The organism is Streptomyces sp. NPDC085866 (assembly GCF_044541035.1).
Taxonomy (GTDB): domain Bacteria; phylum Actinomycetota; class Actinomycetes; order Streptomycetales; family Streptomycetaceae; genus Streptomyces.
In genome coordinates this window covers 106,597-126,292 of sequence record NZ_JBITSQ010000013.1, presented here as the reverse complement: position 1 = coordinate 126,292, position 19,696 = coordinate 106,597, and the positions used below count along the sequence as shown (strand labels likewise).

The window sequence follows — 19,696 nt, the reverse complement described above, 5'->3', positions numbered from 1 at the left end:
GAAGGAACGGTGTTGCGTGATCACGAACGGTTTGTGACCGATGGGTAAAGCATGCTTCCGCCCTTTTCGTTGCTTTTTCTACCGTTGTGGTGGGGCGGCCCCGCCGGTCCGGCTCAGGCGGCCACCTCCTCGGCCAGCGCGTCCCGCAGCCGCCGCGCCTGGACGACCAGACGGGAGGAGCCGCCACGCGCGGCGGCCGCTGCCAGATGCGGCACCTCTCCGCGCGCCCCGGACCGCTCGGCGCACTCCGCCGCCACGGCCATCAGGTCCCCGAGGCCCCGGGCCGCCACGGCCGCCGCTTCCGGGCGGGCGGTCGCCAGATTGGCCAGCGGAACGGGCAGGGCGTGCCGGAGCAGCTCCCATATCGTCGCATTGGCTCCCGTGGCCGCCGCCGTCCGCACCGACTCGGCCAGCCGCTGCGGCTTCACCGCACCGCGTCCCACCAGCTCGCCCAGATCCGCTCCCAGCCGCGCCGCGTCGAGCTGCCCCCGCGCGGCGAGCACCAGCAGGGCGTCCACGGCCGCGAGCCGGTCCTCCTGGTGCCGCGCACCGAGCCCGTACGCGACGCACAGGTGTACGGCCTCGCCCGCCGCGCCGCCGGATTCGGCGAGCAGCGGGAGGACGCCGGTACCACGCTCGTCGTCCACGGCCGTGTCGGCCAGATCGTGGAGCATCCGGGCCGCGACCAGCTCCCGCCGCTCCGGGAGCACGGCGAGCCAGTGCCGGCGTGCGGCGTGGTTCCAGTGGTTGCAGTGCCAGCGGCCGGAGAAGAGGGACAGGGGCCGGCCGAGCCGGTGGAACTCCTGTGGGAAACCGTCCTGCAGCTCGGGGAGTTCGGCCAGCTCCAGCAGGATCCGCTCGCCCTTGGTGTGCCGCCTGGCCTCGGGGAGGGCCGCGTTGGTGCCGCGCAGCCAGCGGGCCAGCCGCACCCCCTCCGGAGTGCCGAGCGCCCTGGCCCGCCCGGCCGCCACCTCGGCCGCCGCACGGTCGTCCCTGCGCACCCGCAGCAGGGCCTGGGCGAAGTCGGTCGCGCAGACCCGGGCGTCCAGGCGCCGGTACTCCGCCAGACGGGCCACCAGCTCCGCCGGCTCCAGCAGGCCCGTGCTCCAGGTGGGCGTGGCGAGCAGCAGCGGCATCGGTTCCGTGCGCAGGCGGTACGCCACCTCGCGCAGTCGCGCGTCGAAGACCCGCGCGAGGCCGCTGTGCGGGCACTCGTGTTCCTGCGGCCCCTTCCGCACCGACGCGTGGAGCGTCGCCGTGCTCACCTTGCCGTGCAGGGTCGCGAGGAGCAGTTCGAGACCTTGCTGGGCGCTGAAGAGGCCGTAGCGGGAGTTGCTGAACATGTCGTCCGTACGCGGCCACTGCCGGTCCTCGTCCGTGGCCCACCAGCGGTTCGCGACCACCGGCACGAGCGCCCGGCGCAGTGCCTCCGGATCCTGGTGAGCGTGCCGCACCAGACCGTCCAGCGCCCGCTCGAACGCGGCCACGTCACCCTCGGAGGCCAGGAGCGCCCCCATCTCCTCGGCGACCTCCTCGGCCGTCAGCGGCGCGGGCTCCAGCCGGAACGGCTCGGGGGCGGGCGGCAGCACCTCCTCGTACACCTCCTCGAACCCGCTCTCCGCGAGGCCCAGTGCGGCGGCCGCTCGGGCGCGCAGTGTCGGGGACAACTGTTGTGCGGCATGGGCGAGTTCCTCGCGGACCTCGTTCGCGTCGAGCTTCTTCAGGTGCCGTTCGACGAGCTTGAGCGCCCGCTCCTGCACCTGGGTGTCCTCGTGCCCGAACGCCTGGGCCACGACCGGCAGCAGCTCCGCCGACGTGCCGGGGTCGCGTGAGAGCACCTTGCCGAGCAGGACGAGCTGGGCCCGGACGAGCTTCTTCTCGCTGCGGAACAGCAGCCCTTCGGAGGCCTCGGCCAGCTGTCGGGAGGTCAGGTCACCCTCCAGTGCCAGGCGGGTGAGCACCGCCTGTGCGTGCGAGGCGACGGGGGAGGCCGCGTCGCGGGACAGCGCCGTCCAGTCCGGGATCCGCGCCCGCTCCTCCTCCCGGGTGAGCGCGAGTCCCGTCAGCATCGGCAGGAAGATCCGGTGGTCGGTGGGGCCGCCGCCGCGCAGCAGCCGGGCGACACAGGCGTCGACCAGGAACTCACGGTCCAGAGAACCCTCCTGGGCGAGTGCCGCGAGGGCGCTCTGCCAGGAGCCCGGTCCCTCGCCGAGCAGCCAGCGGACCTCGGAGAGATCCGAGAGCGTGAACAGGCCGCCGACCAGCGTGGCGAGGTTCGGCTCGCGGCGCAGCACGGCGGCGACGCCCTCCCGGCGCCAGCTGCCGTCGCCGACGCTGACGTGCCGGATCCAGCCGACCACGTAGGCGTCCGTCACCGGGACCTCGCAGCCAGACCGGCTCACCAGCCCCGCCATCAGGGCGTACGGCACCTGCGCGGACACCGGCCGCTGGGCCAGCCGGTGTGCCACATCGGCCAGCCAGCCCGTGTCCCGGCCCTCCAGCACCCGCAGCAGCGACTCCGCGGACGCCTGCCGCCACCGCAGGTCGCTCGCCGCGAGCCAGGCCGCGGCCGCCGCGGCCCCCGTGTGGCAGGCGGCCCCGGCCAGGTGCAGCGCCGGGCGGATCTTCTCGGACCGGCCCTCCCACGGCGGAACGGCCCGCAACTCCTTGCGCAGCTCCTTCAGCTCCGGCAGCGACGTGCGCCGTTCGGCCGCCGTCATGCCCTGCACCAGCCGCAGCGTCTCCGCCGTGCGCCCGGCCCGCACCGTCTCCATCAGCTCACTCATCGCACGCCCCCGTCGATCGCCGCCATGTCCAGTCCCACCGCGGCGCCCCGCCGCACCATCCGCACCGCCAGCGCGTGCTTGCACGGCCCGCGTCCGCCCCGGTACTTCGCCCACCACAGACAGCTGCAGGTGAGCACCCCCGCCTCGTCCCGCACCCGGTGCGCATGTCCGTCCTCGGCGGTCACCGTGGCGAGCGAGTCGTCCAGGGTCACCGCACCCGCCGCCACCAGGGCCCTGGCCGAGCGCAGTCGCGGATTGTGCTTCTCGACGCGCTCGGCGTCATAGGGCAGCTCACGGTGGAAGTAGGCCGCCTCCGCCGTGTCGTATCCGACGCGGCCCGAGGTGCCGAGGCGGACCAGGGCGGCGCGCACCCGCTCGGGTGCGAGGCCCGAGGCGGCCGCGAGGTCGGCCACGTCGATGCGGGGTTCCCACGTCAGCAGCACGGCTATGAGCTCGGCGTCCCCGGCGGCCTCGTCGGTGGCGAGCGCGTCCAGGACGCCGCCCTCGCCGGAGAAGCCGCGCGAGGCGTCCGGCGACAGCGTGAGCGTGAGACGCATGCCGGGCAGGACGACCTCCCAGGCGGCGGCCGTACTCGCCGCACCGCCGACCGCGGGGCCGTACACCCGCAGGGCCGTCGCATGCCGCAGCACCCGCTGCAACGCGGCCAGCCGCTCCGGACCCGGCAGGCACACCGCGCCCGGCACCGGCCGCGTCGTCGGCCGCAGCCCGCGGCCCACCGGGACCACCCAGCGCGGTCCGCCCGAGGCCCGCCGCGCACCCCCCGCCCTCGGCAGCCCGCGCAGGAACCGCACCGCCTCGTCCGCCGGCAGCTCGGCCCGCAGGTCGAACCCGGCCGCGATCACCTGGGCCTCGGCGAAGCCGCGCAGCCACCGGTCGGGCAGCGGGACCTTCTTCTCCACCACCGGGCCGTCCAGCGTGGTGACCGTCAACTCGTCCGGGCCGACCCGCAGATGGAGCGGATCGTCCGTGCCGATCCGGGACAGCGCCTCGCGCAGCGGATTGTTGACGTCGACGTTCGTCGTGCCGTGCCCCACCTCGCCGCCGTCGAGACCCGGGGTGAGGACGTCCAGCCGGGCGTACACCCCGCCGCAGCCGGAGAAGGACTCGAAGCGCAGCCGGTCGCCGTTGCCGGTCACCACCGGGTCGAGCGAGGCGCGCAACTGTGGCTGGTAGTAACGCGCGGCCGCCACGTCGGCCACCGCGAGCAGCGCCGCGGCGGCGATCTGGGGCGAGGTCAGAAAGCCCGCGAAGAACCGCGGATGGTCCTGCACACCCGTGGGTGTCGCCCCCCGGGACGTTTCCAGCCCGAGGCGGCGCCCGTCCGCCGCGGACTCGAGTGCGGAGGGTCGGCGATAGGCCACGGCCTGCAGTGATCGCGTCATGGGAAAAACCGTAGAGGCGGCCACTGACAATCGGTCTGACCTGCGAAAACACTCGCCCGGCCGAGGAGTTGGCGGGCGGCTGACCGTGCCGCGCTCCGGGGGATGACGCCGGTGCGCGGCACGGCTTCGAGCGTACGGGACCCGGTGGCCCCGCGATGTCCTACTGGCCGACCCGGCCCGGCTGCAGCGTCTGTGTGAACAGCACCGTGCCGTCCTGCTCGCGCAGCCGTACCGTCAGTTCGCCGCTGTCGCCGTCGATGTCGACCTCGCCGAAGAACTGGTAGCCGCCGGCGGGCGAGACGTTCGACGCGGTCGGCGCCTTCACGAACACCCGCTCCGGACCGAACGTGCCGTCCAGCGCGTTGGCCGGGAACGCGCCGGCGTTCAGCGGCCCGGAGACGAACTCCCAGAACGGTTCGAAGTCCGTGAACGCGGCCCGCGCAGGCTGGTAGTGCTGGGCCGAGGTGTGGTGCACGTCCGCCGTCAGCCACAGCGTGCCGGTGATCCGCTGGTGCTTGATGAAGCGCAGCAGCTCGGCGATCTGCAGCTCACGGCCCAGCGGGGCGCCCGGGTCGCCCTGCGCCACCGCCTCGAAGTTCGGCTTGCCCTCCATCGGGTCGGGCACCACGAGGCCGAGCGGCATGTCTGCGGCGATCACCTTCCACACCGCACGCGAGCGGGACAGCTCCCGCTTGAGCCACTCCAGCTGCTCCCGGCCGAGGATGCCCTGCGGGTCCACGGTCTGGTTGTCGGGCGAGTTGGCGTTGCGGTAGGTGCGCATGTCCAGCACGAACACGTCCAGCAGCGGGCCCTGGCGCAGCACGCGGTAGACGCGGCCCTCCTTCGCGCCCGGCCGCAGCGTGGAGATCGGGAAGTACTCGCTGAACGCCCGCCGGGCGCGCGCCGCCAGCACGTCGATGCTCTTCTCGGAGTACCGGGTGTCGGCGGAGGTGATCACCTCGCCCGGGTACCAGTTGTTGCGCACCTCGTGGTCGTCCCACTGGATGACGGACGGCACCTGGGCGTTGAACCGCTTCAGGTTCTCGTCGAGCAGGTTGTAGCGGAAGTTGCCCCGGTACTCGGCGAGGGTCTCGGCGACCTTCGCCTTCTCCTCGGTGGTGACGTTCCGCCAGGTGGAGCCGTCCGGCAGGGCCTGGGTGGCGCTGATCGGGCCGTCGGCGTAGATGTTGTCGCCGCTGCACAGGAAGAAGTCCGGGTCCAGCTTGGCCATCGCGTCGTAGATCCGGTAGCCGCCGAGATCGGGGTTGATTCCCCAGCCCTGCCCGGCCAGGTCGCCCGACCACAGGAAGCGCACGCCGTCGCGGCGGTGCCGGGAGACGGTGCGGAAGGTGCCGGTCACGGGCTCGCCGGTGCGGCGCGGGTCGTCCGGGTCGGCGAGCAGCACGCGGTAGTGGATCTGCTCGCCGGAGTGCAGGCCGTGCAGCCGGGTGGTGCCGGTGAAGTCCGTGTCGGCGCCCAGCAGCGGGCCGTGCCATCTGCGCGGGTTGCGGAACGACTCGGTGGCCGAGGTCTCCACGATCATCCGGGCCGGCCGGTCCGAACGCACCCACACCAGGCCCGAGTCGGCGGTCACGTCACCCGTCTGCACGCCCCAGCCCGCCTGGGGGCGGCCGGAGCGGGCGAACGCCGGTGCCGCGCCGAGGCCCGCAGGCAGGGTCAGGGCCGCCGACGCGGCGAGGGAGCCGCGCAGAACGCTGCGGCGGCCGGGGAAGGGACTGTGGGACATGGCTGTGCCTCCAGGAACGGGATCCGGCCAGTGTGCAGAGCCACACCTACTGGGGCGCTGCGGCGCGCACGCAAACCGCAGGTGAACAACCGGGCGCCCGGCCGGGAGTCACCCCTTGAGCGCCTCGGCCATCAGGTGTACGCCGGCCCGGATCCGGGCCGGCGGCAGATGGGCGTACCCGAGCACCAGGCGCACACCGCCGTCACCGGTACGCGCGTGCGTGCAGGCGCTGAGCGGCCGTACGGCGATGCCGGCGTCGGCGACCCGCTTCAGGAAGTCCTCCTGCGGGCCGAACCGTTCGGGGAGTTCGGCGATGGCGTGCAGGCCCGCGGCGATCCCGGACACCCGCGTCTCGGGGAAGTGCTCGGCCAGGGCGGCGACCAGGGCGTCGCGCCGATCCCGGTAGGCGCGCTGGCAGCGGCGCAGCTGCCGGTCGTAGTCGCCGCGCTCCAGGAAGTGCGCGAACAGCGCCTGGTCGAGCGAGGGATGGCCGAGGTCCATGGTCCGTTTGCGCTCGACGATCTCCTCCGTCAGGGCCGCGGGAACCAGCAGCCAGCCCAGGCGCAGCCCGGGGGCGAGGGACTTGCTGACCGAGCCCATGTAGGCGACACGTTCCGGATCGAGGCCCTGGAGGGCGCCCACCGGTGCGCGGTCGTAGCGGAAGTCGCCGTCGTAGTCGTCCTCCAGCACCAGGCCGTCCACCGACCGTGCCCAGCCGAGCAGTTCGGCACGCCGCCGCGCCGAGTACGCGATCCCGGTGGGGTACTGGTGGGCCGGCGTGGACACCACGGCCCGTACACCGGACGCGCGCAGCGGGCCGAGCGCCAGGCCGTCCTCGTCCAGCGGCAGCGGTACGGTGCCCAGGCCGGCCGCCGCGTACAGGCCGTCGTGCTGCGGACTGCCCGGGTCCTCGACCCCGATCGAGCGCATCCCGCGCGCGTGGAGCACGGATCCGACCAGGGCGCTCGCCTGGGCGACACCGGATACCACCACGATCCGCTCCGGGTCGGCCACCACGCCCCGGCGGCGGGCCAGCAGTCCGGCGAGCGCGGTGCGCAGCCGGGGCAGCCCGCGCGGGTCCGGATAGCCGAGGTCGTGGTGCGGCAACTCGGCCAGCACGGCACGCTGTGCGGCGGCCCAGGCGGTCCGCGGGAACAGCGACAGGTCCGGCGTGCCGGGGACGAAGTCGGCCCGGGCACCGGGGGAGCGGGGCGCGAGGTCCCGTGCGCCGGGCCGGGCCGCCCGTACCGCGTCGCCCACCCACGTTCCCGCGCCCCGGCCGCTGCGCAGATATCCCTCGGCCGTCAGCTGCTCGTACGCCTCTGTGACCAACCCCCGTGACACGCCGAGGTCGGCGGCGAGGTCCCGGCTGGACGGCAGACGGGTGCCGGGCGTGAGCCGGCCCGAGCGGATCGCCTCGCGCAGCGCCGCCTGGAGGGCACGGCCACGCGCGCGTGCCGGTGCCGAGGCCGCGGGCAGCAGCAGCTCCCACGCGGCGGAGCCCGTGAGAGCGGCCGCATTGGTCCCCGATGACGTCATGGAAGTGGACCTTAATCCGGACCGTGCCGCTTCCTAGCGTCACGGTCATGAAAGCCACCACCACGCGCGGCGCGCTCCTGGCCGCCCTCGCCTGTGTGCTCGTCGGCGGGTCCTTCACCGCCAACAGCGTCCTGGGCCACTACCCCTACGCCGGCGGCCAGTTCCTGCGCTACGCGCTCGCCTGCCTGCTGCTCGCCCCGCTCGCCGGGCGGGACGCCGGTCCGCGGCTGCGCGCGCTCGGCCCTCGCCGATGGCTCCGCCTCGGGCTGCTGGCGGCCGTCGGCATGGTCGGCTTCAACCTGGCCGTCATCGCCGCCGAACGCGGCGCGGAACCCGCGGTGCCGGGTGTCTTCGTCGGCTGCGCACCGGTCGTGGTGGCCGTCGTCGTCCCGCTCCTCGACGGGCGCCGCCCGCAGCGCGCGGTGCTCCACGGCGCCCTGCTCGTCGCCGCCGGCGCGTTCACCGTGCAGGGCTGGGGCCGTACGGACGGGCGCGGAATCGCGTTCTCGGCGTGCGCGCTGGGCGGCGAGGTGGGGTTCGCGGTCCTCGCCGTGCCGGTGCTGCGGCCGCTCGGGCCGCGGCTGCTGTCCGCGACGCTGTGCGCCCTCGCCGCCGTCGAGGCCGCGCTCACCGGTGCGGTCCTGGACGGCGGCGCGTGGTTGCGCCGTCCCGACGCCCCGGAGGCCGCCGCGCTGCTGTGGCAGGCGGCGGTCGTCACCGTCGTCGGCTTCGTGTGCTGGTACATGGGCATGCAGCGGCTCGGAGCGGAGCGCGCCACGCTCTTCTCCGGACTCATCCCCGTGGCCGCCGCCTGCACCGCCCCGCTGGTCGGCACCGGCTCCTACGGCCCCGCGCAGGCCGTCGGCAGTGCCCTGGTCGGAGCCGGGGTCGTCCTCGGCTCCGGCCCGCTGGGCCTCCTCGGCGAACGCCTGCCTGTTACGCGGCGTCCCGCACGTCGGCGCCGGTCAGCGGCTGCCGTCGAGGATCACGCGGGCGACCAGCGCCGGGTCGTCGTTCATCGGGCAGTGCCCGCAGCCGGGCAGCCGCACCAGCCGGGCGTGCGGGATGATCGTCTTGGCGCGGACGCCCTGGCGGCGCACGAGGAGCCGGTCCCGGGTGCCCCAGGCCACGGTGACCGGCAGGCCCGGCAGATCGTCGGTGAACTGGACGGTGGCGCCCGCCCGCAGCGTCGCGTCGAAGCCGGTGGCCCCCACGAGCGCGAGCGTCTCGGCGACCACGGCCTCGGGTGAACGGCGTGCGGGACGGCCGTAGATGGTGCTCGTCAGCGCGGTACGTCCGGCTGCCGTGCGCGACAGCCGCTCCACCAGCGGCAGCGGGAGCCGCTGGGCTATGCCCCGCATCGTGAGCAGCAGCGTGAAGGCGTAGCGCCGCTCGGGCTGCGTCCAGAAGCCGGCCGGGGAGAGCGCCGTGACGGACCGTACGAGCTTCTCGCGGCCCAGCTCCAGGGCCAGCAGGCCGCCCAGCGAGTTGCCGGCCACGTGCGGGCGGTCGAGCTCCAGCGCCTCGAACAGGGCGCCGAGCACGGAGTTGGTCGTGGGCAGGTCGTAGTCAAGGCCGGCCGGCAGGCCGGGGGACGCGCCGAAGCCGGGCAGGTCCACGGCGATCACGTCGCGCTCGGTGGCGAGGATGTCCACCACCGGGTCCCAGGCCTGCCGGTGGTGGCCGATGCCGTGCAGCAGGACCAGCGGTTCACCGCGTCCCACGCGCGCGTAGGACACGATCACGTCCTTCGGGCCGTGCGGAGTGGGGACCGTGAAGGAGACGGTGGCGGACATGGGGGTGCTCCTCGTCTGGGCTGCTGACGGACGCCGTAGACAGCTTGTCAGCAATTGCTACCGACGGGTAGCCCCTGATGTGGCGCCGCCGCGCTCGCGCCGTCCTCAATGCCCTCGGCGCACCTCGAAGTTGAAGTCCGCGTGCCCGAACTTCTGAAAGAGGTTGAACCACAAGGGCAGCAGCATCTCCACGGCCCGCGCCGAACGGATGCCGCCCAGGTCCAGTACCCGGTCCGCCGGCCAGCCGAACTCCCCGAGCAGTTCCGTCGCCTGCTGCTTGGCGGCGTCGTCGTCACCGCACACGAACAGGTTGTGGTCGCCCGGCACCCGCGCCGGAGCCACCATCACCTGGCAGTTGACCGTGTTCAGCGTCTTCACCACGCGCGCGTGCGGGAAGGCCCGTTGGATCTGTTCGGCCACGCTGTCCGACTCCACCGGGTCGAGCCGCAGCCGGCCGTCCTCGAAGGCCAGCGGATTGCAGACGTCCAGCAGGACCTTGCCGTGCAGGTGCTCGGCCCCCGCCGCCCGCAGCGCGTCGAGTGCCACCCGGCCGCCCACCGCGTTGATGGCCACGTCGGCCGCCGCGGCCGCGTCCGCGAACGAGCCCGCGTGGGCCCGGCCGCCCGCGGCCGTAGCCCACTCCACCGCGATCGGATTGTCCTTCGTCCGCGAACCGAGGGTCACCTCGTACCCCAGCTCCACCAGCCTGCCCGCCAGTGTGCGGCCCACCTCGCCCGTGCCCAGCACCGCGTAGCGCATCGGTCACCTCCCGGACCCCGGCCGCCGGCCACCGGCGGTCCGCGGGACATTGTGGTCTGGGCCGTTATAAAACGTGATGATTCCACCTGATCACCGCTTGGCGTGTCGGATGGGATGGGACGGGACGGCGAGCGGCGACATCGCGACCGACGTCTTCGAAGAGCACCGGCCCTTCCTCGTGGGAGTTGCCCACCGCATGCCCGAGGTCAACGACGCGCACGCGATGCTCACCCTTTCGGGGGGGAGCCCGACACCGTCTTCCAGGTGGACGTCGCGGACGGTCACACCAGCACCGTGTACCTCATCCGTAACTCCGGCAAGCTGCGGTCCCTGGCCGGCAGATGAGCCGTACCGCCCTGAAAGCCCAGGTCGTACGACGCGGGCTTTGCCGCGATGTCACACATGCGGCCGCGTGCGAACGCCTCGTGAACGCTCCACGGCGCCGCCCCTGTGCGTTGCCTCAGGGATCGAGGATTGGTCTTGACCAAGGGTTTCGGCCGCCCTATGGTCGCAGATAAGTGCAACAACCTTTAATAAACAAGGGCGCTAAAAACCGCCGGACCACGGCTCTTGCGGAGGACAGGGTGGGGACCCAGCAGCTGGAATCGGTGCCGGAACCGAAGTACTGGCATCTCAAAACTGTGCTCAGTGAGGCACTCGACTCCGAGTTCTCGGTCGGCGAGATCCTGCCCAACGAGCGCGACCTCGCCGCCCGCTTCGGCGTGGCCCGCGCCACGCTCCGCCAGGCCTTGGAGCAGCTGGAGCTGGAGGGCCGGCTGCAGCGTCGCCGCGGTGTCGGCACGACCGTCGCACCCCCGCGCGTGGGCGTGGCCGTCGGCAGCGAGCAGCACGCCTGGCCGGGGGCCGCGGACGACGCGTGGCAGCCGGTCGACTGCGTCCAGTCCGCGCCGCCGGTGGCCGTGGCCGCCGCCCTGGAGGCCGACTCGGGCGAGCCGGTACACATCGTGCGCCGCTCCCGGATGTCCCACGGCCAGCTCGTCGCCACCGAACTGCTCTACGTCCCGGCCGCCTCGGTGCCCGATCTCACCGCGATCGACGCCCCGTCCGGCCCGGCACGCGCGCGTGCGGTGCTGCGCGAGCTGCAGCGCCAGGAGCTGGAGGGCCAGGACCGCGCCGTCGAGCTGGGCTCGGCCCGCGCGGACGACGCCAAGGATCTCGACCGGCTGCCCGGCGCACCCGTCCTGGTCGTCACCACCCGCTTCTTCGCGGGCGGCCGCACCGTGGCCCTCTCCGTGGCGACCTACCGCGCCGACACCTGCCGCCTCACCTTCGGCGACTCGCCCGACGTGGAGATACACCACGACCCCGAGCAGCGGGCCTCCTGAGCCCCGGCCGACCCCAACGCGCCCCGGAACAACTCCGGGGCGCGCCCGCGTCTCACCGCCGTGCTGTGACCGTGCCCTCCACCGCGAACAGCTGTTCCTCGACGTGGTCGAGGGCCAGCCGCAGTGCGCCTGTGGCCATGGCTGCCTCGCCGAGGAGTGGCAGCGCTACCCGGGGCGGACGCGGACAGTAGTCCGCCGGTTCGCCGTGCCCTGGAGCTCCTGCCGGGGCGCGCCCGCGTCTCACCGCCGTGCTGTGACCGTGCCCTCCACCGCGAACAGCTGTTCCTCGACGTGGTCGAGGGCCAGCCGCAGCGCGCCTGTGGCCACGGCTGCCTCGCCCAGGAGAGACAGCGTCACCCGGGGTGGGCGCAGGCAGTAGCGGGCGAGTTCGCGGCGTAGGGGATCGAGTACGCCGTCCAGGCCGGCCGCCCAGCCGCCGATCACGACCAGTTCCGGGTCGAGGGCCAGCACCAGGGCGGCCACGTCGTGGACGAGGCGCTGGATGAACCGCTCGACGGCCGCCCGAGCCCGCTGGTCGCCCTCGCGGGCGAGTGCGAACACCTCGGCGACCGCCTGTTCGTCCAGCGGGTGCAGCGGCTCGTCGGTGGTGGACAGCAGCGTCTCGGGAGTCGCCTCCCGGCCCAGCAGATGCAGGGCGCCGATCTCACCGGCCGCCCCGCCGTATCCCCGGTGCAGCCGTCCGCCGATCAGTGAACCCGCGCCCGGGCTGAGCCCGGCCAGCACGAACACCACGTCGTCCGTCTCCGTCGCCGCACCCTTCCAGTGCTCGGCGACGGCCGCCGCGTTGGCGTCGTTCTCCACCAGCACCGGGCACTTGAAGGAGCGGCTGAGCCGCTCGCCGAGCTTCAGGCCCGTCCACTGCGGCAGGGCCGTGCCCAGTCGTACCGTGCCGTCGGCCTCCACGATGCCCGGAGTGCCCACGCCCACCGCCCGCAGCGAGCTGCGCGCGACCCCGGCCCGGCGCAGCAGTTCGGCGACGGCGCCGCGCAGCCGCTCCAGGCGCTCGTCCGCCGGAGCCGTCTCGTCCACCTCTTTGGCCTGCGCGCCCAGCACCCGTCCGTCCAGATCGGAGAGGAGCGCGGCGACGCGGTGGGCGCCGATCTCCAGGCCCAGCAGATGCCCGGCCTCGGCACGGAACCGGAACCGGCGAGCCGGTCGCCCTTGACGGCGTGCGGTGCCCTCCTCGGCCGCCTTCTCGACGACGAGCCCCGCCTCGATGAGCCCTTCCACGACTCCCTCGACGGTCGGCCGGGACAGTCCCGTGACCCGGGTGATCTCGGTGAGCGTCGCGCAGTCCGTGGCACGCAGCGCGTGCAGCACCACCGCGGAATTGATCCTTCGCAGCAGCGAGGGATCGCCGCCGGTCAGCTGCCCCACCGTCCGTCCTCCCAGCTCGCGCGCGTGTTGGGCGGATCGTACTCGGCCGGGCCCACCCCGGCGAGTGCCGGGCTCCGGCGGCCCGGCACGGGGCGGCCCGACGGCTTGGTGCAGCCATGCCTGACGGCCCGCCAATTGTCAGTGGGGCCCGCTTTACTGGATCACATGGACATCGCGAAGTGTCTGACCCTCATCGACCTGCTGTGCGCACGGGAGTTCCCCACGGCGCACGGCAGGACGGAGCACGGCGAGAGCGGGCCCGGCTATCACGTGGTCGCCTTACAGACCAGCGGCGAGTTCTGGGAGGACGACGGCACCGAACGGGAGGAGACCGCGGCACAGTACGAGGCCGACCGGGACGGCCTCGCGGAGCGGCTCACCGACCGGTGGGGGCCACCGCAGCACTTCAGCCTGCGCAGTGTCTTCGGCCGGACGACGGAGGGCGAGGACATAGCCGAGCCGTGGGCCGGACTCAGCGGCCACGTACCGGACGTCCACCTGTGGGAGGCGGCCGGGACGGGCCGATGGGTCGCCCTCGGCGTCTCCCAGTGGGACAAGGAGCTGTCCTTTCAACTCCTCGGCGTCGTGACCGAAACGGATCCCCCCTGATCCGACGCGCCGCTCGCGGCCTCCCGCAGAAGCGCGAACTCCTCCGCCATCGTCGCCGCCGTCCAATGCGCGTTCAGCCCGCTGGGATTGGGAAGCACCCACACCCGCGTGTCCCCGATCGTCCGCTCCTGCGGCCCCACTTGAGCCTTGCGGTCCCCGAAGGCCGCCCGGTAGGCGGTCACCCCGACCACGGCCAGCCACCTCGGCCGCCGTCGCGTCACCTTGGCCGTCAGCAGCCGCCCGCCCTCCACGTACTCCTCGGCGCTCAACTCGTCGGCCCGCGCGGTCGCCCGGGCCACCACGTTCGTGATGCCGAGCCCGTACGACAGCAGCTCCTGCTGCTCCGCGGGCTTCAGCAGCCTCGGGGTGAACCCGGACAGGTGCAGCACCGGCCAGAAGCGGTTGCCCGGGCGGGCGAAGTGATGGCCCGTGGCCGCCGTCATCAGCCCCGGGTTGATGCCGCAGAACAGCACCTGGAGACCGTCCGCGACCACGTCAGGGACGAGACGGTCGCGGGCGGCCTCCAGTTCCGCCTGGGTAAGGGGGTACTTCCCTGCTCGAGCGGAGCCGAGAGCTTGGGGGAGGGTCAGAGGATCGCTCCGGGCGTGTAGCCGGCGGCCTCCGGGCGCTGCTTGACGATCTCCTCGATCCGGCCGACGACCACGCCGACCTGGTCGGCGGCCGCGCCGGTGAAGGACAGCTTGTCGGCCATCAGCGCCGCCAGCTGCTCCCGGTCGAGCGGCAGCCGCGCGTCGGCGGCGAGCTTGTCGAGCAGGTCGTTGCGCTCGGCGCCCTGCTCGCGCATCGCGAGCGCGGTGGCGACGGCGTTCTCCTTGATCGCCTCGTGCGCGACCTCGCGGCCGACCCCGGAGCGCACGGCGCCCATGAGCACCTTGGTGGTGGCGAGGAACGGCAGATAGCGGTCCAGCTCACGGGCGACCACGGCGGGGAAGGCGCCGAACTCGTCGAGCACGGTCAGGAAGGTCTCCAGCAGGCCGTCCAGCGCGAAGAACGCGTCCGGCAGCGCGACGCGGCGCACCACCGAGCAGGAGACGTCGCCCTCGTTCCACTGGTCGCCCGCCAGCTCGCCGGTCATCGAGGCGTAGCCGCGCAGGATCACCATCAGGCCGTTGACGCGCTCGCAGGAGCGGGTGTTCATCTTGTGCGGCATCGCCGAGGAACCGACCTGGCCCGGCTTGAAGCCCTCGGTGACCAGCTCGTGCCCGGCCATCAGCCGGATCGTCTTGGCCAGCGAGGACGGCGCCGCCGCCAGCTGCACCAGCGCGGTCACGACCTCGTAGTCCAGTGAGCGCGGGTAGACCTGGCCGACCGAGGTGAACGCCTGCGAGAAGCCCAGGTGCCGCGCGATCCGGTCCTCCAGCTCGGTGAGCTTCGAGGCGTCCCCGCCCAGCAGGTCCAGCATGTCCTGCGCCGTGCCGACCGGGCCCTTGATGCCACGCAGCGGGTAGCGGCCCAGCAGCTCCTCGACCCGGCCGTGGGCGACGAGCAGCTCGTCGGCGGCGGTCGCGAAGCGCTTGCCGAGGGTCGTGGCCTGCGCGGCCACGTTGTGCGAGCGGCCGGCCATGACCAGCTCGCCGTACTCGCCGGCCAGCTTGCCCAGCCGCGCCAGCACGGCCACCGTGCGGTCGCGCATCAGCTCCAGCGAGAGCCGGATCTGCAGCTGCTCGACGTTCTCCGTCAGGTCACGGGAGGTCATGCCCTTGTGCACGTGCTCGTGCCCGGCGAGGTCGTTGAACTCCTCGATACGGGCCTTCACGTCGTGCCGGGTGACCTTCTCGCGCTCGGCGATCGAGGCCAGGTCGACGGTGTCGAGGACGCGCTCGTAGTCGGCGATCGCCTCGTCCGGCACCTCGATGCCGAGGTCCTTCTGGGCCCGCAGCACGGCGAGCCAGAGCTGCCGCTCCAGCTTCACCTTCTGCTCGGGCGACCAGAGCGTGGCGAGCTCGGTGGAGGCGTAGCGTCCGGCGAGGACGTTCGGGATGCGGGGCTTGGCGGGCGCTGAAGTCACGTAGACGGATTCTACTGGCGATTTGTGCAGGCCAGCGCCATGGGGTTGTTCGGTGGATGCTACGAGAGCTGCGCCACTTCGTCCGTGTCGGCCAGTTCCGCCAGTACATCGGCATGGCACAGCTCGGGTGCGCACCAGCAGGCCAGGGTCTTTCCGCGCAGGTCCGGGACCAGGTCCAGCAGATCCGGGCGCTCCAGGAGGCGGGCCCGGTACATCGCCATCACCTCGGCCCGGGTGCCGTCCCGTTTCTTCTTCGGTGTGTCGTAGGCGAACGGGTTGTACAGCGGGTGCCGGGGGAGGTCCCAGCCGCCCAGCGTCCAGCGGCGGCCCACGTAGACGACGTCCGCGGGGGCGCGCTCCAGCCGGGGGCCGAACGCGTGGAGCCGGCCCCTGAGGTTGATCACCCGGGTGGTCATGGCAGGGACGCTACGCCGGCCCCTCGTACGGCAGCAGCTCCGGCCGCTTCGCCGGGCGGCCGTCGCCGGAGGAGCGGCCGGTCAGTCGGCGGCCGATCCACGGCAGCAGGTGCTGCTTGGCGAACCGGGCGTCCGCGGCCCGCCGCGTGACCCACCCGGGCGGCTCGGTGGTCGGCATCGGCGTGCGCCACTCGGTGTCCTCGGGCGCGTAGCCGAGCGTCTGCCACACCGCCTCCGCGACCCGGCGGTGCCCCTCGGCCGTCAGATGCAGCCGGTCCACGTCCCACAGCCGCGGGTCGGCCAGCGACGGCGCCCCGTACAGGTCGACCACCAGGGCGCCGTGCCGCTCGGCCAGCTCGTCGACGCAGACGAACAGCTCCTCCATGCGCGGCCGGAAACGCTCCAGCACCGGGCCCTGCCGGCCGGGGCTGCGCATCAGCACGAGCTGCCGGCAGCTCGGGGCCAGCCGCTCGACGGCCTCCGTCAGCAGGCCCCGTACCCGGCCCATGTCGCACTTGGGCCGCAGCGTGTCGTTGAGCCCGCCGACGAGCGTGATCACGTCGGGGTTCATCGCGGCCGCCACCTCGACCTGCTCGTCCACGATCTGCCCGATGAGCTTGCCGCGCACCGCGAGGTTGGCGTACCGGAACCCGGGGGTCCGGGCGGCCATCCGCGTGGCGAGCAGGTCGGCCCAGCCCCGGTAGGAGCCGTCGGGCAGCAGGTCCGACATGCCCTCCGTGAAGGAGTCGCCGACCGCGACCAGGCTGGAGTACGTGGGAGGTATGGGATTCGTCTGCATGGCGACAGCGATGGTATCCCGGCTCCATACCCAGCGGTCGGTCACCCCGGGCGATCCGGTACGCCGCCCCTCACGCGGGCTGCGCGAACAGCTCCCGCAGCACGTCCTCCATGGTCACCAGGCCGGCCAGCCGCCCGTCGTCGCCGAGCACGCCGGCGACGTGCGTACGGCTTCCCCGCATCGCGGTGAGGACGTCGTCCAGCGGGGTGCTCTCGCGCACCCGTGCGATGGGCCGCATGTCGCGCAGCCGGAACGGGGTGTCCCGAGGCAGGGCGTCCAGCGCGTCCTTGACGTGCAGATACCCGACGATCCGGCGGCCCTCGTCGACCACGGGGAACCGGGAGAAGCCCGAATCGGCCGACAGTCGCTCCAGCTGCTCCGCCGTGACACCCACGCGCGCGTACACCACCCGCTCCAGGGGCACGACCACGTCCCGCACCGGGCGTCTGCCCAGCTCCAGGGCGTCGTGCAGCCGCTCCTGCGCCCGGTCGTCGATCAGCCCCGCCGCGCTGGCGTCCTTGACGATCTCGGCGAGTTGGGTGTCCGTGAAGGTCGCCGCGACCTCGCCCTTGGCCTCCACCCTGAGCAGCTTCAGCAGTCCGTTGGCGAAGGCGTTGATCGCGAAGATCACCGGGCGCAGCGCCCGGGACAGTGCGACCAGGGGCGGGCCGAGCAGCAGCGCGCTGCGCACGGGCTCGGCCAGCGCGATGTTCTTGGGCACCATCTCGCCCAGCAGCATGTGCAGATACGTGGCCAGGGTCAGCGCGATCACGAAGGACACGGCGTGGCCCGCGCTCTTGGACACACCGACCGCGTGGAACACCGGCTCCAGCAAATGCGCGATGGCCGGCTCGGCGACCACGCCCAGGACCAGCGTGCACAGCGTGATGCCCAGCTGGGCGGCGGCCAGCAGCGCGGAGACGTGCTCCAGACCCCACAGCACGCTCTTCGCGCGCCGGTCGCCCTCCTGGGCGAGCGGTTCGATCTGGGAGCGGCGCACGGAGATCAGCGCGAACTCGGCACCCACGAAGAAGGCGTTGACGACCAGCGTCGTCAGACCGATCAGCAGCTGTACGGCGGTCATCGCGCCCCCTCCGTCTTCCCGTCGCTCCGCTCGGTGTCCTTGGCGTCGTCCAGCGGCGCGTGCAGCAGCACGCGGGCCGACCGGCGCCCCGAGGCGTCCACCACGTCCAGCCGCCAGCCGGCCACCTCGACGCTGTCCCCGACCTCGGGTATGCGGCCCAGCTCGGTGGCGACCAGACCGGCCAGGGTCTCGTACGGCCCCTCGGGGACGCGCAGGCCCACGCGTGCGAGCTGGTCGGTGCGGGCGGCGCCGTCCGCGGAGTACAGGGCCCGGCCCTTCTCGTCGGCGCCGGCGGGAGCGAGGTCGGGCGTCTCGTGCGGGTCGTGTTCGTCCCGTACCTCGCCGACGACCTCCTCGACGATGTCCTCCAGCGTCGCCACGCCGGCCGTGCCGCCGTACTCGTCGATGACGACGGCCATGGTGCGCTTGCCGGAGAGCCGGTCCAGCAGCCGGTCGACGGTGAGGGACTCGGGCACCAGCAGGGGCTCGCGCACCACCTGGGTGACCGAGCGGCGGTGCCGCTCCTCGGCGGGCAGGGCCAGGACGTCCTTGATGTGGGCGACACCGACGACCGAGTCGAGACTGCCGCGGTAGACCGGGAACCGGGACAGGCCCGTCGCCCGGGTCGCGTTCGCGACGTCCTCGCAGGTCGCAAGGGTGTCGAGGGCGACGACCTGGACGCGCGGGGTCATCACGTTCTCCGCGGTGAGGTCGGCCAGGTTCAGCGTCCGGACGAACAGTTCGGCGGTGTCCGCCTCCAGCGCGCCCGCCTTGGCGGAGTGCCGGGCGAGGGCCGCCAGCTCCTGGGGTCCGCGCGCGGAGGCCAGCTCCTCGGCGGGCTCGATACCGATCCGGCGCACCGCACGGTTGGCCGTGTTGTTGAGGTGCGTGATGAAGGGGCGGAAGGCGGCGCTGAACCAGCGCTGCGGGTTGCCCACCCGCTTGGCCACGGCCAGCGGCGAGGAGATCGCCCAGTTCTTCGGCACCAGCTCGCCGACGACCATCAGGAACACCGTCGACAGGGCCGTGCCCAGCAGCAGTGCGGCCGTACTCGCCGTCGTGGACGAGACCCCCATCGCCTCGAACGGCCCGGCGAGCAGCTTGGCGATCGACGGTTCGGCGAGCATGCCGACCACCAGGTTGGTGACCGTGATGCCGAGCTGCGCGCCGGAGAGTTGGAAGGTCAGGTTCCGTACGGCTTTCAGGGCGCCGGCCGCGCCGCGCTCGCCGCGCTCGACGGCCCGCTCCAGCTCGCCTCGCTCGACCGTGGTCAGCGAGAACTCGGCGGCCACGAAGGCGCCGCAGGCGAGCGAGAGCAGGATCGCCACCAGAAGGAGCAGCACTTCGGTCATCGGGTCACCCCAGTCCCATGATCGGGCAGGGCGGGGCGGAACGCGCGGTGTCGCGGACCGGGAGGATCGCCCATCGGCGGACGCTCACAACCTTTCATCGAGGGCCGAGTACTCCCCCAATAGTAAAGGATGGGCAAAGTCATCTAGTCGGCGAGCGGCTTCGTCCAGCGCCGCCACTGCTCCTGCGGCGCGTACCCGGCCGCCCGCCAGGCGTGGTGCGCGGTCTCGTTGCGGACCAGCACCATCGCGTCCCCGCGCCGCCCGCCGAGCTGTACGAAACGCTCCTCCGCGGCGGCCAGCAGCGCCGAGCCGATGCCCTGGCGCCGCCGCTCCGGATGCACCGCGAGCCGGTACAGATGGCAGCGCCAGCCGTCGAAGCCCGCGATCACCGTGCCGACCAGCTCGCCCTCCCTCCCCCGCTCTCGGCTTCGCCCGAGCGGGGGGACCTCCACCGCGAGGATCAGCGACTCGGGATCGCGGGCGAGCAGCCGCTCCACCCCCTCGCGGTCGTCGCTGATGCTGGTGCCCTCGGCGGCCGCCTTCCAGAAGGTGAGGACTGCGTCCAGGTCGGCGGGCCGGGCGGAACGTGTGCGCAATTCGATCATGGGCGCAGCCCAGCACACCGGGCTGCGC

General features: G+C 73.2%; 16 protein-coding genes and 1 pseudogene. 3 read left to right on the top strand and 14 right to left on the bottom strand.

Translation table 11 applies throughout. From position 1 onward, the window contains the following. Nucleotides 1–113: 113 nt before the first annotated feature. From ACIF83_RS31165 to ACIF83_RS31150, 4 genes are all read right to left on the bottom strand, one after another. A complete protein-coding gene (locus ACIF83_RS31165) occupies nucleotides 114–2,786 on the bottom strand; it encodes a DUF6493 family protein (protein WP_399731888.1) in 2,673 nt (890 codons plus the stop codon). Next, on the bottom strand, nucleotides 2,783–4,189 hold the full coding sequence (locus ACIF83_RS31160; protein ID WP_399731885.1) for an SWIM zinc finger family protein: 1,407 nt from the start codon (nucleotides 4,187–4,189) through the stop codon (nucleotides 2,783–2,785). The genes ACIF83_RS31165 and ACIF83_RS31160 overlap by 4 nt, the downstream gene beginning before the upstream one ends. Nucleotides 4,190–4,349: 160 nt before the next feature. Then, on the bottom strand, nucleotides 4,350–5,936 hold the full coding sequence (locus ACIF83_RS31155; RefSeq protein ID WP_399731882.1) for an alkaline phosphatase D family protein: 1,587 nt from the start codon (nucleotides 5,934–5,936) through the stop codon (nucleotides 4,350–4,352). A 108-nt stretch (nucleotides 5,937–6,044) separates the two neighbouring features. Continuing rightward, nucleotides 6,045–7,475: a PLP-dependent aminotransferase family protein gene (locus ACIF83_RS31150; protein ID WP_399731879.1), complete on the bottom strand. Its 1,431-nt coding sequence runs from the start codon at nucleotides 7,473–7,475 to the stop codon at nucleotides 6,045–6,047. Between ACIF83_RS31150 and ACIF83_RS31145 the strand changes: the two are divergent. Further along, a pseudogene (locus ACIF83_RS31145) lies at nucleotides 7,466–8,311 on the top strand (EamA family transporter); the annotation flags it as partial. The gene ACIF83_RS31150 and the pseudogene ACIF83_RS31145 sit on opposite strands and share 10 nt — an antisense overlap. 129 nt (nucleotides 8,312–8,440) lie before the next feature. On the opposite strand, the gene ACIF83_RS31140 reads toward ACIF83_RS31145, so the two are convergent. Next, on the bottom strand, nucleotides 8,441–9,271 hold the full coding sequence (locus ACIF83_RS31140) for an alpha/beta fold hydrolase (protein WP_393482307.1): 831 nt from the start codon (nucleotides 9,269–9,271) through the stop codon (nucleotides 8,441–8,443). Nucleotides 9,272–9,376: 105 nt separating this feature from the next. Next, nucleotides 9,377–10,030, bottom strand: coding sequence for an NADPH-dependent F420 reductase (locus ACIF83_RS31135; RefSeq protein ID WP_393482304.1), 654 nt, complete (start codon nucleotides 10,028–10,030; stop codon nucleotides 9,377–9,379). A gap of 584 nt (nucleotides 10,031–10,614) precedes the next feature. Here ACIF83_RS31135 and ACIF83_RS31130 point away from each other — a divergent pair. Continuing rightward, nucleotides 10,615–11,376, top strand: a complete 762-nt coding sequence (locus ACIF83_RS31130; RefSeq protein ID WP_386579822.1) for a GntR family transcriptional regulator — start codon at nucleotides 10,615–10,617, stop codon at nucleotides 11,374–11,376. A 240-nt stretch (nucleotides 11,377–11,616) separates the two neighbouring features. On the opposite strand, the gene ACIF83_RS31125 is transcribed toward ACIF83_RS31130, so the two are convergent. Continuing rightward, the gene (locus ACIF83_RS31125; RefSeq protein ID WP_389186121.1) at nucleotides 11,617–12,774 is read right to left on the bottom strand and encodes an ROK family transcriptional regulator; all 1,158 of its coding nucleotides are present in this window, start codon (nucleotides 12,772–12,774) and stop codon (nucleotides 11,617–11,619) included. 165 nt (nucleotides 12,775–12,939) lie between these two features. Between ACIF83_RS31125 and ACIF83_RS31120 the strand changes: the two genes are divergently transcribed. Further along, nucleotides 12,940–13,383 (top strand): hypothetical protein, encoded by a 444-nt coding sequence (locus tag ACIF83_RS31120; protein WP_393482293.1) that lies wholly within the window; start codon nucleotides 12,940–12,942, stop codon nucleotides 13,381–13,383. On the opposite strand, the gene mug is transcribed toward ACIF83_RS31120, so the two are convergent. The 7 genes from mug to ACIF83_RS31085 form a co-directional block, all read right to left on the bottom strand. Next, complete coding sequence (gene mug, locus ACIF83_RS31115) at nucleotides 13,344–13,877, bottom strand: G/U mismatch-specific DNA glycosylase (protein WP_393482291.1); 534 nt, start codon at nucleotides 13,875–13,877, stop codon at nucleotides 13,344–13,346. The genes ACIF83_RS31120 and mug overlap by 40 nt on opposite strands. 92 nt (nucleotides 13,878–13,969) lie before the next feature. Beyond that, nucleotides 13,970–15,412 (bottom strand): adenylosuccinate lyase, encoded by a 1,443-nt coding sequence (purB, locus tag ACIF83_RS31110; RefSeq protein ID WP_399731873.1) that lies wholly within the window; start codon nucleotides 15,410–15,412, stop codon nucleotides 13,970–13,972. Between the two features lie 59 nt (nucleotides 15,413–15,471). After that, on the bottom strand, nucleotides 15,472–15,828 hold the full coding sequence (locus ACIF83_RS31105; RefSeq protein WP_399731871.1) for a DUF4326 domain-containing protein: 357 nt from the start codon (nucleotides 15,826–15,828) through the stop codon (nucleotides 15,472–15,474). A 10-nt stretch (nucleotides 15,829–15,838) separates the two neighbouring features. Continuing rightward, nucleotides 15,839–16,627 carry an SGNH/GDSL hydrolase family protein gene (locus tag ACIF83_RS31100; RefSeq protein ID WP_399731868.1) on the bottom strand — a complete coding sequence of 263 codons (789 nt, stop codon included), beginning with the start codon at nucleotides 16,625–16,627 and terminating at the stop codon, nucleotides 15,839–15,841. Nucleotides 16,628–16,697: 70 nt separating this feature from the next. Next, complete coding sequence (locus ACIF83_RS31095) at nucleotides 16,698–17,711, bottom strand: hemolysin family protein (protein ID WP_398139636.1); 1,014 nt, start codon at nucleotides 17,709–17,711, stop codon at nucleotides 16,698–16,700. Beyond that, on the bottom strand, nucleotides 17,708–19,063 hold the full coding sequence (locus ACIF83_RS31090; RefSeq protein ID WP_393482276.1) for a hemolysin family protein: 1,356 nt from the start codon (nucleotides 19,061–19,063) through the stop codon (nucleotides 17,708–17,710). Before ACIF83_RS31090 ends, ACIF83_RS31095 begins: the two co-directional genes overlap by 4 nt. Nucleotides 19,064–19,206: 143 nt before the next feature. Continuing rightward, nucleotides 19,207–19,668 carry a GNAT family N-acetyltransferase gene (locus ACIF83_RS31085; protein WP_398139634.1) on the bottom strand — a complete coding sequence of 154 codons (462 nt, stop codon included), beginning with the start codon at nucleotides 19,666–19,668 and terminating at the stop codon, nucleotides 19,207–19,209. Nucleotides 19,669–19,696: the final 28 nt, after the last annotated feature.